Annotated in this window: 13 protein-coding genes; 8 read left to right on the top strand and 5 right to left on the bottom strand. The window is 34.4% G+C overall.

Annotated features, from left to right (window positions below; all coding sequences use genetic code 11):
- Nucleotides 1-1,524 (bottom strand): TolC family protein, encoded by a 1,524-nt coding sequence (locus tag B9T31_RS03790; RefSeq protein WP_228145975.1) that lies wholly within the window; start codon nt 1,522-1,524, stop codon nt 1-3.
- 330 nt (nt 1,525-1,854) lie between these two features.
- Between B9T31_RS03790 and serC the strand changes: the two genes are divergently transcribed.
- A complete protein-coding gene (gene serC / locus B9T31_RS03785; RefSeq protein WP_086180633.1) occupies nt 1,855-2,934 on the top strand; it encodes a 3-phosphoserine/phosphohydroxythreonine transaminase in 1,080 nt (359 codons plus the stop codon).
- Between the two features lie 550 nt (nt 2,935-3,484).
- Here the strand turns inward: serC and B9T31_RS03780 are convergent.
- Nucleotides 3,485-4,405 (bottom strand): hypothetical protein, encoded by a 921-nt coding sequence (locus tag B9T31_RS03780; RefSeq protein WP_086180632.1) that lies wholly within the window; start codon nt 4,403-4,405, stop codon nt 3,485-3,487.
- A gap of 213 nt (nt 4,406-4,618) precedes the next feature.
- On the opposite strand from B9T31_RS03780, the gene B9T31_RS03775 reads away from it, so the two are divergent.
- The 5 genes from B9T31_RS03775 (at nt 4,619) to B9T31_RS03755 (ending at nt 10,855) form a co-directional block, all read left to right on the top strand.
- Entirely contained in the window at nt 4,619-5,119 is a 501-nt protein-coding gene (locus tag B9T31_RS03775; RefSeq protein WP_416202516.1) for a YaiI/YqxD family protein, read from the top strand.
- An 11-nt stretch (nt 5,120-5,130) separates the two neighbouring features.
- Nucleotides 5,131-6,042 (top strand): DMT family transporter, encoded by a 912-nt coding sequence (locus B9T31_RS03770; RefSeq protein WP_086180630.1) that lies wholly within the window; start codon nt 5,131-5,133, stop codon nt 6,040-6,042.
- A 416-nt stretch (nt 6,043-6,458) separates the two neighbouring features.
- A complete protein-coding gene (locus B9T31_RS03765) occupies nt 6,459-7,694 on the top strand; it encodes a lipoprotein-releasing ABC transporter permease subunit (protein ID WP_086180629.1) in 1,236 nt (411 codons plus the stop codon).
- Nucleotides 7,687-8,367: a lipoprotein-releasing ABC transporter ATP-binding protein LolD gene (lolD, locus tag B9T31_RS03760; protein WP_086180628.1), complete on the top strand. Its 681-nt coding sequence runs from the start codon at nt 7,687-7,689 to the stop codon at nt 8,365-8,367. Before B9T31_RS03765 ends, lolD begins: the two co-directional genes overlap by 8 nt.
- Nucleotides 8,368-8,467: 100 nt before the next feature.
- Nucleotides 8,468-10,855 carry a DNA internalization-related competence protein ComEC/Rec2 gene (locus B9T31_RS03755; RefSeq protein ID WP_322853495.1) on the top strand — a complete coding sequence of 796 codons (2,388 nt, stop codon included), beginning with the start codon at nt 8,468-8,470 and terminating at the stop codon, nt 10,853-10,855.
- Between the two features lie 8 nt (nt 10,856-10,863).
- On the opposite strand, the gene B9T31_RS03750 is transcribed toward B9T31_RS03755, so the two are convergent.
- Nucleotides 10,864-11,814, bottom strand: a complete 951-nt coding sequence (locus tag B9T31_RS03750) for a lysophospholipid acyltransferase family protein (RefSeq protein ID WP_086180626.1) — start codon at nt 11,812-11,814, stop codon at nt 10,864-10,866.
- A gap of 118 nt (nt 11,815-11,932) precedes the next feature.
- On the opposite strand from B9T31_RS03750, the gene sppA reads away from it, so the two are divergent.
- Nucleotides 11,933-12,961, top strand: a complete 1,029-nt coding sequence (gene sppA, locus B9T31_RS03745) for a signal peptide peptidase SppA (RefSeq protein WP_086180625.1) — start codon at nt 11,933-11,935, stop codon at nt 12,959-12,961.
- Nucleotides 12,958-13,761: an alpha/beta fold hydrolase gene (locus B9T31_RS03740; protein WP_086180624.1), complete on the top strand. Its 804-nt coding sequence runs from the start codon at nt 12,958-12,960 to the stop codon at nt 13,759-13,761. Before sppA ends, B9T31_RS03740 begins: the two co-directional genes overlap by 4 nt.
- 73 nt (nt 13,762-13,834) lie before the next feature.
- Here B9T31_RS03740 and purN read toward each other — a convergent pair whose 3' ends face one another.
- Together purN and purM are read right to left on the bottom strand one after the other, a co-directional pair.
- Complete coding sequence (gene purN / locus B9T31_RS03735; protein ID WP_086180623.1) at nt 13,835-14,464, bottom strand: phosphoribosylglycinamide formyltransferase; 630 nt, start codon at nt 14,462-14,464, stop codon at nt 13,835-13,837.
- A gap of 6 nt (nt 14,465-14,470) precedes the next feature.
- Nucleotides 14,471-15,541, bottom strand: a complete 1,071-nt coding sequence (gene purM / locus B9T31_RS03730; RefSeq protein WP_086180622.1) for a phosphoribosylformylglycinamidine cyclo-ligase — start codon at nt 15,539-15,541, stop codon at nt 14,471-14,473.
- Between the last annotated feature and the right edge of the window lie 96 nt (nt 15,542-15,637).

Genomic DNA, 15,637 nt, shown 5'->3' with positions numbered 1-15,637 from the left:
TTATTTGATATAGTGTGTATTAGGTTGATTGATATACGTCTGGAATTGATCAATAGAACCAGAGTTCTGTAAAAGGGTTGCAAGTGATATTATATATTTATAAGCATTCAGTGCCATTTCACTATGAATTATAGTTAACGCATTTTGTGCATCAATAACTTGTGTTGCAGAAGCCATATCTTCTTTAAAAGATAATTCTTGAATACGAAGATTTTCTTGTGCAGCTTTGATATTACCTTCAAGCAGTTGATGACTTTTTAAAGAACTTGAAACTTCATTAAATGAAGCATAAATAATGGTTTCAATTTCCTGTTTTGTACGTGCAGTGAGCAACTCACTGGCACGTTTTTGTAATTCAGCTGCTTGAATATTTTTATTTTTATCTATGCCTGAAAATAAATTATAGGTCGCACCAACACCAACAATCCAATTTTCTTTATTTTCTAAACTGTATTCACCAAAGGCAAATACAGTGGGTTTTTTTGCTGCATATTGTGCTTTGATATTGACGTTGGCAAGCTGAGTGTCTGTTTGCAATTGACGGATTAAATTAGAGTTTCCTTCGAAAGTCGTGAGCAGTGTATTTAAATCTTGATTTTGAGATGAATTAATAAATAAAGGCGTTGTTAATTCATGAATTTGGTTACTTTGTAAAAGATTATTTAATCGAAATAAGCTCGTTTTATACACCGTTTCAGTTGTTTGCAGAATTCGTAGCGCATCATTTCGAGCAACTTCAAATTGCATACGTTGCCCTTTGCTAATAAAACCTTGTTTTTCAAGTTTTAAGGCATTGTTATAATGTTTTTGCATTGCTTGTGAGTTGAATTGGCTCGATGCATAAAGTTGTTTTTGTAATTGTGCTGAAAAATAAGCTTGAATAATCTCTAGTTTTTGTAAGTCTTGTTGCTGTTTTGAGCTGATTTTACTTTTTTGTGCTTGGAGTTTTGCCAATTCTTTTGCACTTGTTGTTAATCCACCAGTGTAAAGTGGCATAACAAATGAAACTGAAGGTCGAATAGATTCATCTTTCAGTGTTAAGTCATATGAGTTAGGAATTAAACCAATTCCATCTTTAATCCCTTGAGCTGCACCTTGTTTAAGAATATCGGCATCTTGTGGTGAAAGAATACCGCCATTATTACTTTGCCATTGGTCAATTTGACCATTCACTTTATCAACCAACGAATGATCCAAATTATTTTTAACCGAACCGAGTGGAACGTCAACTTTTGCATGATATGAAATAGCGCGGACATTGAAATTAATTACGGGTAGTCCTAGTCCTTTAATTGCTTCAGCTTGAAGTTGAGAGGCTTGTTCTAGTGCTTGACTTGCCTGCGTTGTAAAAGACTCTGAAATTATTTTTTGTTCCGCTTGATAATAACTTAAAGTTTCCGCATGAAGTACAGAATAATGAGAATATAAAAGTGAAATAAATCCAATTTTTAATGTTGTTTTAAATGAATTACTCATCATTTTTAAACCTAAAGTGGATAGTAAGTGAACTGATTCGTAACCCATCGACTCAACTCGTTGCAAAGGCAATTTTTATTGGAGTATAAAGTATTTATTCATCTATGTATCAAATTTAAAGGCAGTTGATATGTTTTTTTATTTTAACAAAAGACTAAATATGAAAATCATTAAATAAAATTAAAATTCTTTTAAATTATATGCTTTTTTATACTTATATTATTTGAAATGATCTAAAAGAATATTAAATAAAAACTCAAAATATAATTTCTTGAGTTAAATGCGATTGAAATAATTTCAGGATTAATTACTGCAGATTATGCCAATTTATGGTTAAATGCCCATATTTTATTGTGTTTCACTTTGAAAGGAAAAATCATGCGCGCGTATAACTTCTGTGCTGGTCCTGCTGCTTTACCTACTGCTGTATTAGAAAAAGCTCAATCTGAGTTACTTAATTGGCAGGGCAAAGGCCTTTCGATTATGGAAATGAGTCATCGTAGTAAAGATTATGTTGTAGTTGCAGAGAAAGCTGAAACTGATCTACGTAAGCTTATGAATATTCCTGAGAACTATAAAGTATTGTTCTTACAAGGTGGAGCATCATTACAATTTTCAGCTATTCCTCTGAATTTAATGGGTAAAAATAATAAAGCAGATTATATCCATACTGGAATCTGGTCTGAGAAAGCGCTAGAAGAAGCACGTCGTTATGGTGATATTAATGTCGTTGAAGCAGGTATCCAAATTGAAGGTAAGCTTGCAATTTCACAGCAGAATACTTGGAAGCTCTCAAATGATGCTGCATATGTACATTATGCAGATAATGAAACAATTGGTGGAATTCAGTTCGCAGAAATTCCAGAAACTGATAAGCCATTAGTTTCTGATTTTTCATCAAGCATTTTGTCTGCACCATTAGATGTCAGTAAGTTTGGCTTAATTTATGCAGGTGCTCAAAAAAATATTGGACCTGCGGGTTTAACTTTAGTCATTATTCGTGATGATTTACTTGATCAAGCAAAAGCTGAAACACCAAGTATTTTAAAATATTCTGCACAAGCTAAAAATGGTTCTATGGTTAATACTCCATCTACATATGCTTGGTATTTATCTGGTTTAGTATTTGAATGGCTACTTGAAAATGGTGGAGTAGATGCAATGCATCAAGTAAATCTTGAAAAAGCAAATTTACTTTATGGTTATATCGATTCAAGTGATTTTTATGCAAACCCAATTGCAAAACCAAATCGTTCAATTATGAATGTTCCATTTACTTTAGCCGATGAAGCTTTAGATAAATTATTCTTGCAAGAAGCAGAACAAAATCATTTATTGAATTTAGCCGGTCATCGTTCAGTGGGAGGGATGCGTGCAAGTATTTATAATGCAGTTCCACTTGAAGGTGTTCAAGCTTTGGTTAACTTTATGGATGAATTTGCGAAGCGTCATGGTTAATAAGTTTTGAATATAAAAAGCCCATTTAAAATGGGCTTTTTATTTATAAATACGGTATTTAGATAATAATATTACAAAATAAAATGATGCAAAAAATAAGCACAAATAAACATACCTAACACAAAAAAAAGGCATGAGATAATATCAAGTCTAGGTTTTGTCCATACACGCGGTTGGACTGTAGGTATATTTTCTTCTTGCACGATTTTCATAGATATTATTTTTCCACGGATCTATTTATCGTTAATATATGTCTTATATGCATTTCTACCATAAAAACTTGATTAAATAAAGATTTAATTTCATTTAATCTTATTATTATTTGGATTGTATCTGGAGCAGATTATATTCAATCCGATTTGGCATATATTTGATCTATAGTCAAAATAAAAAACAGAGAGATAGGACTTTGAATAGTAATCGTGAAAATTCACTTTAAATGAATTGGTTTTTTAAAATATTATATGTCGCGAAGATTCAAGTTCAGAGAGTGAGGAACTTCTATTACATATAGCCTCTAGACTTATGCATATATAATAGAAGTGAAGTATTAAAAAATATTCGTTTGCAGCCAAATATTCCCACGAATATATTGACCAATTTGGAAGTCTTTGAATTGATCTTCTTTTGTGGCAATCCGAGCGAGTATAGCAGGTTGATCTTCCTCTGCGAATAAAGTGATATCGTAGAAGGTATAGGTATGATCTTTAAATTCAAAAGTAGATTTACCTACAATTTTGCTTTGACACCATGCTTCATCTTCTTGACCAATTTTTTCACCATATAAATATGCAACCATTTTTGAAAAATCGACGGTGACTGGCGCTTTATCATCATCACACTGTGGTTCCCAAGCATCGATTTGTTCTTGTAAATTTGTAGGTGCGATCCCATTGTTTTCAGCTAAAATTGCATTTAATGCACGGTGATGTTTAATCGATGCAGGATCATCAACAACCAGTTGTTCATGATCAGAAACCCGTTCTAAGTGATATGCCCAACCATAAAGTCGAACAGAATATGTGTGATCTTTTTTATAATGTGCATGATTGACACTATAGAGTGAATCAAAGGCATAAACAGTTGTGTTATTCCCTAAATTTAAACATAGCACTGCTTGTGTATTTGATTCACAGCTAATAATTCGATCAATTTTTGCTTCTGTTTTAAAAGGGCTATTAAAGCATGGAAATGCTGTTTTCACTGACTTGGGTTTATTGTCCTCAACAGCAATGACTTGTGAAAGTAAGATAGGAGAGCCTTTAGGTCCTTGAATCAACCAAGAACTCTCATCCATGTCTGTTTCACTGTGACATAATCCCATTGGCATTACTGGAGCATCTAAGGCTTGTCCTAACCATTTTGGAACTTCTGTTGTAGGTTCATCCGTGAGTAAGCTCCAATGCTCAACATGGCTTCCGAAACTATCATCATGAATTTTAATGATTTCAGGGCAGTTTTGATTGTTCATACGCTCAAATAATTTTGTGTTGTATTTATAGTACTAGATCGTGCATATTTTGCATTTTTCAAGGGACATTGCAAAATATAATCTTAAATGATGTGAAAAGAAGCTTTTGATTTACAAATGATGATTTTTATCTCGATAAAAATCATTTTGTCGTGCGTTTTATCTTGTATATCGTGGTTTAAAGAGTAAGATCTATATTTCACTATTGATTCAATAGAAACATACTCAGATCGGGAAAAATTTGTGTTGCCATTTAAAGTATGGGTGGATGCAGATGCGCTGCCAAGAATATTAAGAGATGTCATTATTCGTGCATCAGATCGTTATCAAATAGAAATAACATTCGTTGCGAATCAAAATGTTGGAATTACCCCCTCAATACGGATTAACTCTATCCAAGTTCTAAGTGGTGCAGATTCGGCTGATCAAGAAATTGTTGATCGAATGAAAGCACATGATATTGTGATCACGCAAGATATTCCCTTAGCTGCACAAGTGATTGAAAAAGGTGGAATTGCAATTCATCCTCGTGGTGAAATATATACTTCAGCCAATGTGAAAGCACGATTACATTTACGTGATTTTATGGATACCTTGCGTGGTGCTGGTGTACAAACAGGTGGGCCACCTCCAATTTCAGAACGAGATAAGCGAGAATTTTCAAGTTCCTTAGATCAAATGATTCAAAAGCAAAAACGTAAAACATCAGTTTAAAAGTAGGAATAATGCAGCCATCTCAGCTTAATATTACGGTGAATTACGTCTTATTAATTTTAATATGGGCAACAACACCCTTGGCCATTGTTTGGAGTGTGTCAGATATTTATTATATTTGGGCATTGGTACTCCGATTTTGGTTGGCATTACCGATTGCAATTATTTTATTATTGGTGATTAAACAAAAACTGCCACTTCATTCCAAAGCAATGCATAGTTATTTTGCTGGTGCTATGGGGTTTATTGGATCGCAAACTTTTACATATGTCGCAACAAATTATTTAAGTTCAGGCATGATTTCATTAATGTTTGGCTTGGCTCCAATTATTGCTGGAATTATTGGATTTGCTATTTTTAAACAAAATTTAAAATTTTCTCAATGGATTGGAATGTTAGTTGCCATTCTTGGTTTGGTGATTATCTGTTTTTCAGGTTCAGGGAATCATGTTCAGCCACTTGGAATTTTCTTTATGCTGTGTAGCGTTTCAATTTATGTTTTATCGATGTATTGGGTAAAATATGTAAATGCGCAAGTACAGCCAATGGTTCAAGCAACGGGTTCTATTTTATTTTCCGTATTATTTACATTTTTATTAATTCCATTTATTTGGCAGCACTTTCCAACGCATATTCCTATAGGAAAATCTTTATTCGCGATTATATATTCTGTGATTATGTCATCATTGGTAGCGATGTTTTGTTATTTTAAATTGGTTCAATCTATTTCAGCGACGACACTCTCTTTGGCGACTGTAATTACACCAATGTTTGCAATATTAATTGGTGCAGGATTAAACCATGAAAAATTATCAATGATGATTTTGATCGGAGCCTCGATATTAATTTTTGGTTTATTTATTTATTTTTATAGAGACATTGCTGCCCAAATGTCTAAAAAAGATAAATTATCTAAATCGTAAAGATAATGATGTCATTGCTTGTTTTAACAATGAAAATAGTGTTCGCCTAGATCAGAAATAACGAATTAAATAGCGCTAGATTTCTTCATATTTACTTCTATTAATGACAAGCTTTATACAATAGATCTGTAAAAATCATGTGTAAAGCAGTTTAGTTTTTGTTGGATTAAATATAATATTCTTATAGTTTTTTTGAGAGTTATAGATTCATCATTTGAATATGCAGTTTTATGTTGTAACGAATAAATCTTTTTTTTCCTGTAGTAGAAAATGGTAAATATAGTTATTGTTAAACTGCTAGATCAAAGATGAATAATCTGTTGAAACAGCCTAATGATTTGAACTTTTAGACAGTCGCAATATTTAATTAAGATATTGATGCTGATTTTTATTTTATTACCTCGGACTTAGATGGTATGTTTAAACCAATCTCGCTGTATATAGGGTTGAGATATACTCGCGCACGGCGTAGTAATCATTTTATTTCTTTTATTGCTTTAGTCTCTATGATTGGCCTCACTTTAGGCGTTGCTGTATTAATTACAGTACTTTCTGTGATGAATGGTTTTGATCGAGAATTAAAAACACGTGTTTTGGGCATGGTTCCTCAAGCAACCATTTCATCGACACAAATTTTAACGGATTGGCCTGAACTTGCTAAAAAAGTAGAAAATAATAAGCATGTGACGGGTGCAGCCCCCTTTACTCAATTACAGGGTATGTTGACAGCACATGGTCAAGTATCTGGTGCATTGATTACAGGTATAGACCCTAAATACGAAAAAAATGTATCAATTATTCAAAATCATATGGTTGAAGGAAGCATTGATAATCTTAAAAAAGGTGATTTTGGAATTGTTTTAGGCAAACAAATGACCGACTCTTTTGGTTTAGCATTAAATGATTATATTACTTTAGTATTGCCAGAAGCGACGCCATCACCTGCAGGTGTTGTCCCAAGATTTAAACGCTTTAAAATTGTGGGAATTTTTAGTATTGGTGCAGAAGTGGATTCGATGATGGCATATATCGACTTATATGATGCATCAACATTATTACGTTTGCCTGATGGTGCGCAAGGTGTTCGTATGAAGTTGGATAACATCTTTTTAGCACCACAAGTTTCAAATGAAATTGTTCGTGAATTACCTGCCAATTTTTATGCTTCAGATTGGACATTTACGCATGGAAATTTGTTTAGTGCAATTCAAATGGAAAAGGCAATGGTAAGTTTGCTGTTGTTCTTAATTGTACTTGTTGCGGCATTCAATATTGTTTCTTCTTTGGTGATGGTGGTTACAGATAAAAAAGCAGACATTGCGATTTTAAGAACCCTCGGTGCATCACCCGCGACGATTACACGAATTTTCATTGTACAAGGAACGATTATTGGCGTCATTGGAACAGTTGCAGGTGCAATACTAGGTGTGATATTTGCACTGAGTGTCAGCAGTATAGTGACATGGTTATCTAGTGTGTTTGGTCTACATTTATTCGATGCTTATTTTATTAACTATTTACCTTCATATTTAAGATGGCAAGACGTTTGTATTATTGTGGGTTTATCATTGTTATTAAGCTTCTTAGCAACAATTTATCCAGCTCGACGTGCTGCGAAGATTCAACCTGCAGAGGCATTGCGATATGAATAATACCGTTTTGGAAGCAAAGAATGTTTTTAAATCTTTTACAGATGGAAAAACAACGGTTGAAGTCATTCGTGGTCTAGATTTAAAAATTAAAGAAGGCGAATTTATTTCTATTGTTGGGTCTAGTGGGTCTGGAAAAAGCACGTTATTACATGTATTGGGCGGGTTGGATCGGCCAACAGAAGGTATGGTATTTCTAAACGGGCAACGATTTGATAATTTGGGGGAAGCTGAACGTGGTTATTTACGTAATCAACATTTGGGCTTTGTTTACCAATTTCATCATCTTTTACCAGAGTTCACTGCATTAGAAAATGTAGCCATGCCGTTGATGCTTCGAGAGGGAACCACGTTTAAAAAAGTGAAGGAGCAAGCTGAGTTTTTATTAAACAAAGTGGGGCTTTCACATCGTTTGACGCATAAGCCAGGAGAGTTGTCAGGTGGTGAGCGACAACGTGTTGCTTTAGCACGTGCATTGGTGACACAGCCTAAACTCATGCTTGCAGATGAACCGACAGGAAATTTAGATCGTAAAAATGCTGTAAAAATTTTTGAATTATTACAAGATTTACGTGCAGAATTGAATATGGCGATGTTAATTGTGACTCATGATGAACTTCTCGCGCAGTCGGCAGATACAGTGATGCATATGCAAGATGGTCTTTGGGCCGATTAAATACTTAAAAAATTAGATTAAAAACATTGAAGCTCACTTAGGTGAGCTTTATGATATTTAAAAATAATAAAAATAGTTAATAAGAATGTTCTATTTCATCATGATGGGTTGGATTATTGGTATTGCATGTATGGGACAGGTATTTACCTTTATTCCGCATCTAAATATCGTTGGTAATTTTATTGTTTTGTTCTTGTTATTCTCATTATATTTGACCAATCAAAAAGTTAAGTCACTATCTGTTCAATTTATTTGTTTTTTAACAGCTTTCTTTATGAGTATGATTTTGGGTTTAAATTATGCAAATTCACAATTAGAGCATCGTTTGAAATTACGTGAAACAGCTATAGATGATGCAACTGTCATCGTGTATGTAAAACATCTTCCTCAATTAAAAGAAAAAGGGACTCAACAGAAAGTAGAAGTATTAAATCGTAAATCTGAAATTGTACAATGGTTTGTTAATATCCGATCTGAAATTGGCGTATTAGAGTTAGGAAAGTATTATCGGTTAGCTGGTAAAATTAAACCTGCACATGGTTATGCCACAGCAGGAAGTTTTGATTTAGAAAAATGGTATATCCAACAAAATATTATGGGAAATTTTAGAGTTTCTAGCATTCAAGAAATTTCCCAAGAAGAAGTAAAACGACAAGGTTATATCGCATATGTAAAGCGAGAAAATTCATGGATTAGACAAGGTTTTTTATGGATCGAAAAGCAACGTTTAGAAATACGGAATTTTATACAAAAGCAGCCCATTCGAAATAAAGGTTTAAGCTTAGCGTTGTTAACAGGAGATGAAAGTTTATTAAATAAAGAAATAGAACAGCAATTTCAGAGATTTGGTATGAGCCACTTATTGGCAATTTCTGGACCACATGTATTGGTTTTTGCACTCATGATCAGTTGGCTCATACAAAAAATAATTGCACATTTAAAGCCATCAATTTATTTAAAAATACCCAAACAATATTTGTTAATTTTTCCTTTTCTTTTGTGTGTTGTGGTCTATTGTGCGTATGTCGGTTTTGAAATTCCAGCATTAAGAACTTTGTTAGTTTGTGTGATTGGTAGTTTTTTTATTTTATTAAAACAACAATTAAGACCTTTGGCCTTATTATTATCTAGTGCTTGTGTGCTTTTAATTTTTGACCCTTTTAGTGTGTTATCTGCAGCATTTTGGTTGTCTTATGGTGCCTGTTTTATTTTACTTAGAATTTATCAAACACTTCAGCATGAACAATTAGAGGATGCATCTGTAATAGAAAAAATACAACGATATTCATGGGCATTAATTGAATCACAATGGAAAATATTTATTGCACTATTTCCACTTATGGTGATCTTTTTTAATCAAATTTCATGGATTACACCTTTAAGTAATTTATTTAGTATTCCCTGGATCGGTATTGTGATTGTTCCCCTAGATATTATAGCAGGGATGACCTATTTTTTTGCAGAGCCTTTAAGTCGTATCATATTTCAGTTGAATGATTGGATGCTTTCTCTTTTATTGGGATGTCTAGATTTTTTAGACACAATTTTTTCACCACAGTTATATCCGATTTATTTAAATGTATGGGTTCTCTGTGGGTTATTTATGGCATTAATCACTGTATTTATGCCTAAAGGTGTTGTTCCAAAAAGCTGGTCCATATTTTGTTTAGTTCCGATATTTGTTGGAGGGAAGGCGCCAAATCAATTTGAAGTTTTGCTTTTAGATGTTGGGCAAGGTCAGTCAGTTTTTATTAGAAATGCCAATAAAACAATGATGCTTGATACAGGAGGAAGTTATAATGAAGATGAGTATAGTATTGGGCAACAAATTATATTGCCATTTTTAGCAGGGCAAAATGCAAAGCAACTGGATATTTTGATGCTTAGTCATTTAGATCAAGATCATAGTGGTGCATATTTTAAAATACGAGATAAACTTAAGATTGAAAAATTATATGCAAATGAATTAATAGATGGTGCTCAAACGACTGAATTATGTCAAAAAGGACAAAAACTTGAATTGGGTGAGGGGGTGGATATTCGAGTTTTATCCCCTAAATTTGAAGATTTATCACGTGCAAAATTAGAGCGAAATGATATGTCTTGTGTGGTACATATTCATGTTCAAAGAGGATATCCATATCAAGATTACTTGTTAATGGGGGATGCAGGTTGGGCAACTGAATTTAACATTTTACAAGAATTTCCAAATTTAAACGTGGATGTTTTAGTTCTAGGACATCATGGAAGTCGGCATAGTTCAGCATATGATTTTTTGAAAACACTCAATCCAAAACTTGCTTTGATTTCAGCAGGTTTTGATAATCGTTATGGACATCCGAGTGGGCAAACCATTAAAAGATTAGAGCAACTGAAAATTCCATATTTATCGACTGTTCAAGCTGGAACTATTCATCTGGTGACAGATCAGCAAGGTCAAGTAACCATTAAGACTTATCGTCAACAGAAAAAATGGCTTTCTCAATAAATGTAGGATTATTTATTATTTTTATAACGTCGACGAATACCTTGAATTTTCTCTAATGCTTCAGTGGAAGGAATATCATATATTCGTTTTAATGCAGGATTGGCACTGAATCGTTTATAACTCCAGTGGTAATGTTCTGGATATTTATGAATTAAGGTTTCTAAAGATTGATAAATAATTTCAGTTCCTTGGTCAGGATCAAGCTGATAAATTAAAGGATCAATTTCTTCAAAATGAATGTCAAAACCTTGAGCCTCATTACGTAATGCATAAAGAAATAGAGCTTTAGCTTTGGTTTTTTGTATGAGTTTTGAGCTTAAGTTGCTAGAATATAATGGAATATCAAAATAAGAAACCATTTCGGTGGGATGGTCTGGGGTGTGATCGGGTAAAATGACAGTTGTTCCGCCTTGTTTAAGTGCTTTAAATATTTGTCTGATTCCCGTTTCATCGGTAGGAACGAGATGTGCTTTCTCACGACTTCTTGAATCTCGCACAAATTGATCTGCAATGGGATGTTTGATTGGTTTATACATGATGGTCATTTGTGTATATTGAGCAACCCATGCATTCATAATTTCCCATGTACCAAAATGTGGGACAATGAGCACTACTCCTTTTTTTTCTGCTAGTGCACGGTGTAATAATGCTTCACCATAAACTTTATGAATACTTTCAATATTTTCAGTTGTTGTTGAACCCCATATATGGAAAAACTCCATATAAGACATGATTTCATTTTTAATTGCGGTACGGGTAATTTTTTCTCTTTGTTTTTTTGTCAATTCTGGTAAAGCAATTTGTAAATTCAGTCGAATGGTTTTAGAGGTTTTTGTCAGATGTAAAATATTAATTAATGATGCTAAAAAATGTGCAAAAAGACGAGCAAAAGTTAAAGAACGTCTACTAAAAAAATACAAGAGTCTTGCAATAGTTGATTTTGAGCTGTAGTTAGACATTCTCGATAATTAAGTCATAAAAGCATAATTATTATAGGGCAAAATATTTAATTTAAACAGTTTACAATTCGTTAGTGTATATAATACAAATAGGTTAATTTTTTTATTTGGATATTTTATGTCTGATTGGCCACCAAAACCACAGAATGATTTAGAAAATACACAACAGACACAGCAACAACAGCCGACAGGGCAAGAATGGAAACTGCTTGAAAAAGTGGTTTTAGTTTCAGTCGAAGAACAAAGAAGATCTCGTAGATGGAGTATTTTCTTTAAAGCGTTAACATTTTTATATTTATTTATTTTTATTGCGATCATGTGGAAAGGTTGTACTACAACAAGCTCTGATTCACCAGTGACGAGTGATCATTTGGCTGTCGTTGATATTGTAGGCACTATTTCTGCAGATAAACAGGGTGTTAATAGTACGAATACGATTAAATCTCTAAAGAAAGCTTTTGAAAATACCAATAGTAAAGCCGTGGTTTTAAATATTAATTCACCTGGTGGATCTCCTGTTCAATCTGATGAAATTTGGCAAGAGATACAGTATTTGAAAAAAATGAATCCGACTAAAAAAATATATGCGGTGATTGGTGATACAGGAGCTTCTGGGGCTTATTATATTGCTTCTGCAGCGGATGAAATTATTGTCAATGCTTCTAGTCTCGTCGGTTCTATAGGCGTAATTATGCCAAATTATGGTGTAACAGGCTTAATGCAAAAGCTTGGAGTTGAAGATCGTACAATGACGGCTGGTAATAATAAAGACATTCTCTCTATGGCCCGTCCAATTGATCCTGCACAAAAAGCGCATGTACAAAGTGTTTTAAATGATGTGCACTTACATTTTATTAATGCAGTGAAAGAGGGTCGTGGTAATAAACTTAAATCAAATGATCCCGCTATTTTTTCAGGTTTATTTTGGACCGGAGATCAAGCTGTCAAACTTGGTGTTGCAGATAAAATTGGTAGTTTACAGACGTTAAAACGTGATTTAAAAATAGATCGTGCTGTAAATTACACCATCGAATATAGCCCATTAGAATCAATACTTGGTCGTATGGGTGCTGTGATTGGTGATGGTTTTGCAACATCTTTATCTAAACAAGTTCAAAGCGAACAAAGTAGCCTTCAATTACAATGAAACCATTAATTCACTTTGCGCACGCGAATGGCGTGCCATCTTTAGTTTATCAAAAACTCTTTGATTTACTGAAAGATGATTATGACATTATCTATGTTCCGTTACTTGGACCAGATAAACGCTATCCAATTGATAATCATTGGGTAAGTTTGACTGAACAGGTAATAGACAGTATTGTTCAACAAGCCCGTGGTCGTAAAGTCATAGGTCTAGGGCATTCACTGGGGTCCGTTCTGACATTTCAAGCGGCATTAAAAAGACCTGAATTATTTGAACAAGTGATCATGTTAGATCCACCTATGATTATGGGTAAAGAAGGCTTTGCATTACAAATTGCTAAAATGTTTCATTTAAAAGCTTTGGATAAAATGTCTCCAGCAGGATTATCTAAGCGTAGGCGTGATCATTGGGATTCTCGTGAGCAAGCCGCAGAACTATTAAGACCGAAAGGTTTTTATCAAGATTTTGATGCGGATTGTTTTCAAGCTTATCTTGATTATGCTTTAACAGATGATCCTGTTCGTGGTGGAGTACAGCTTACAATTCCAAAAATGGATGAAGTTAATATTTTTAGAACGAACCCGTCTTTATGGTGGTTACCTCAGGCAAAGCCGTTGGTTCCTGTACACTTAATTGTGGCTGAAAACAGTCCTTTTTTACCGCGTAAATTTCCTCAAAAAGTACAAAAGAAATTTGGTATTCCTTTTAGTATTACGCCAGGAGGGCATATGTTTCCTTTGGAACATCCTGTTGAAGCCGTTCAACTCATTCAGCAGATTATTCGACAACAAGAGGCTTAAACTTTAAGATTTTAAATATTAAGCTATAAAAAAACGCATCTTGAGATGCGTTTTTTTATTTATACATTACGATTTACAACTTACAAAACTGAATCGGTTTTTGCATGATTTGATCACGGTATAACACACCAAGTGCTGTATGTTGAATTGTGCCTGTACAGATCCATTCAACCACTTGAGGATAGATCATGTGCTCAAGTGTGTGAACACGCTGTGCAAGGCTTGTCGCATGATCATGTTGTGCAACTTGAAGCACGCCTTGCGCTAAAGCTTGACCTGCGTCAAGCTCTGCAGTGACATAATGAATGGTGCAACCATGATATACATCACCTGTGTTGAGTACACGTTGATGAGTATGCATACCTTTATAATTTGGCAAGAGTGAAGGATGAATATTAATCATTTTTCCTTCCCAAGCTTGGACAAATTTAGCACTGAGAATACGCATAAATCCTGCAAGAACGACTAAATCTACGTCCCAATCTAGCAATTGCTGATGCATCGCGTCATCAAAAGCTTCACGATGGGGATATTGCTGATGTGCAATAACCATAGTTTGAATATTCGCTTGCTTTGCTCGTTCTAAAGCATAAGCTTCAGGCTTATTGGAAATTACACCTACAATTTTGCCAGATAACTTAGCATTAATCAGTGCTTGTAAGTTACTTCCACTGCCTGAAACAAGTACAGCAATTTTTATCATGGGAGGTTACGCAAAAATTACACGAATTTTTTCGTTGGCACCCTCAACAGAATCGGCATGCTCTTGGATATGACCAATTTTCCATGCTTTTTCACCTTGAGCAGTCAATACATCAATGGTTTTTTCGGCATCAGTAGCATCAACTGCAATGACCATACCTACGCCACAGTTGAATGTACGGTACATCTCAAATTGTTCAACACCACCTTCTTTTTGAAGAAGTTTAAACAATTCAGGCCATTCCCAAGATGCTTCATGAATGACTGCTTGTGCACCATTCGGCAGTACACGTGGTAAATTTCCAGGTAAGCCGCCTCCAGTAATATGCGCCATCGCATGAACATCAACTTGCTTACATAATTCTAAAACTGGTTTTACATAAATACGAGTTGGCTCCATTGCGGTATCTGCAAGTGAACGACCATCTACAATTTGTGTTAAATCTACATTTTTAACATCTAAAATTTTACGAAGAAGTGAATAACCATTTGAGTGTGCGCCAGAAGATGCTAAGCCAATCAGAACATCTCCTGATTTAACTTTAGAACCATCAATGATTTTACTTGCTTCGACAACACCTACAGAAAATCCTGCTAAATCGTAGTCTTCACCTTCATACATGCCTGGCATTTCAGCAGTTTCACCGCCAACCAAGGCACAACCTGCAAGCTCACAGCCTTTACCGATACCTGTTACAACATCTGCTGCAACATCAACATTTAAGTGACCTGTAGCGTAATAGTCTAAAAAGAAAAGAGGTTCTGCACCGCAGACTAATAGATCGTTTACACACATTGCAACTAAGTCTTGACCAATCGTGTCATGACGGTTTAAGTTTAATGCTAAACGTAATTTTGTACCTACACCATCTGTGCCAGATACGAGAACAGGTTCTTCATAACCTTTAGGAATTTTACAAAGTGCTCCAAAGCCACCTAGACCGCCCATGACTTCAGGGCGTGTGGTGCGTTTAGCAACAGATTTGATTCGATCGACTAATGCGTCGCCCGCTTCGATGTCGACACCTGCATCTTTGTAGCTTAAACCAGTGTTTGGGGTAGAAGTTGAGTTGCTCATAATGAAGTCTCCGCATTGGCGTGGCGATTATACCCGAATATCAAAGACTCTTATGTTATTTCTGCGCTAAAATGTTATCTTAATTTAAATATTTTT

It is taken from the genome of Acinetobacter sp. ANC 4558, assembly GCF_002135375.1.
GTDB lineage: Bacteria > Pseudomonadota > Gammaproteobacteria > Pseudomonadales > Moraxellaceae > Acinetobacter.
The sequence above is the reverse complement of the archived record's forward strand: the minus strand, read 5'-3'. Positions and strand labels throughout refer to the sequence as shown.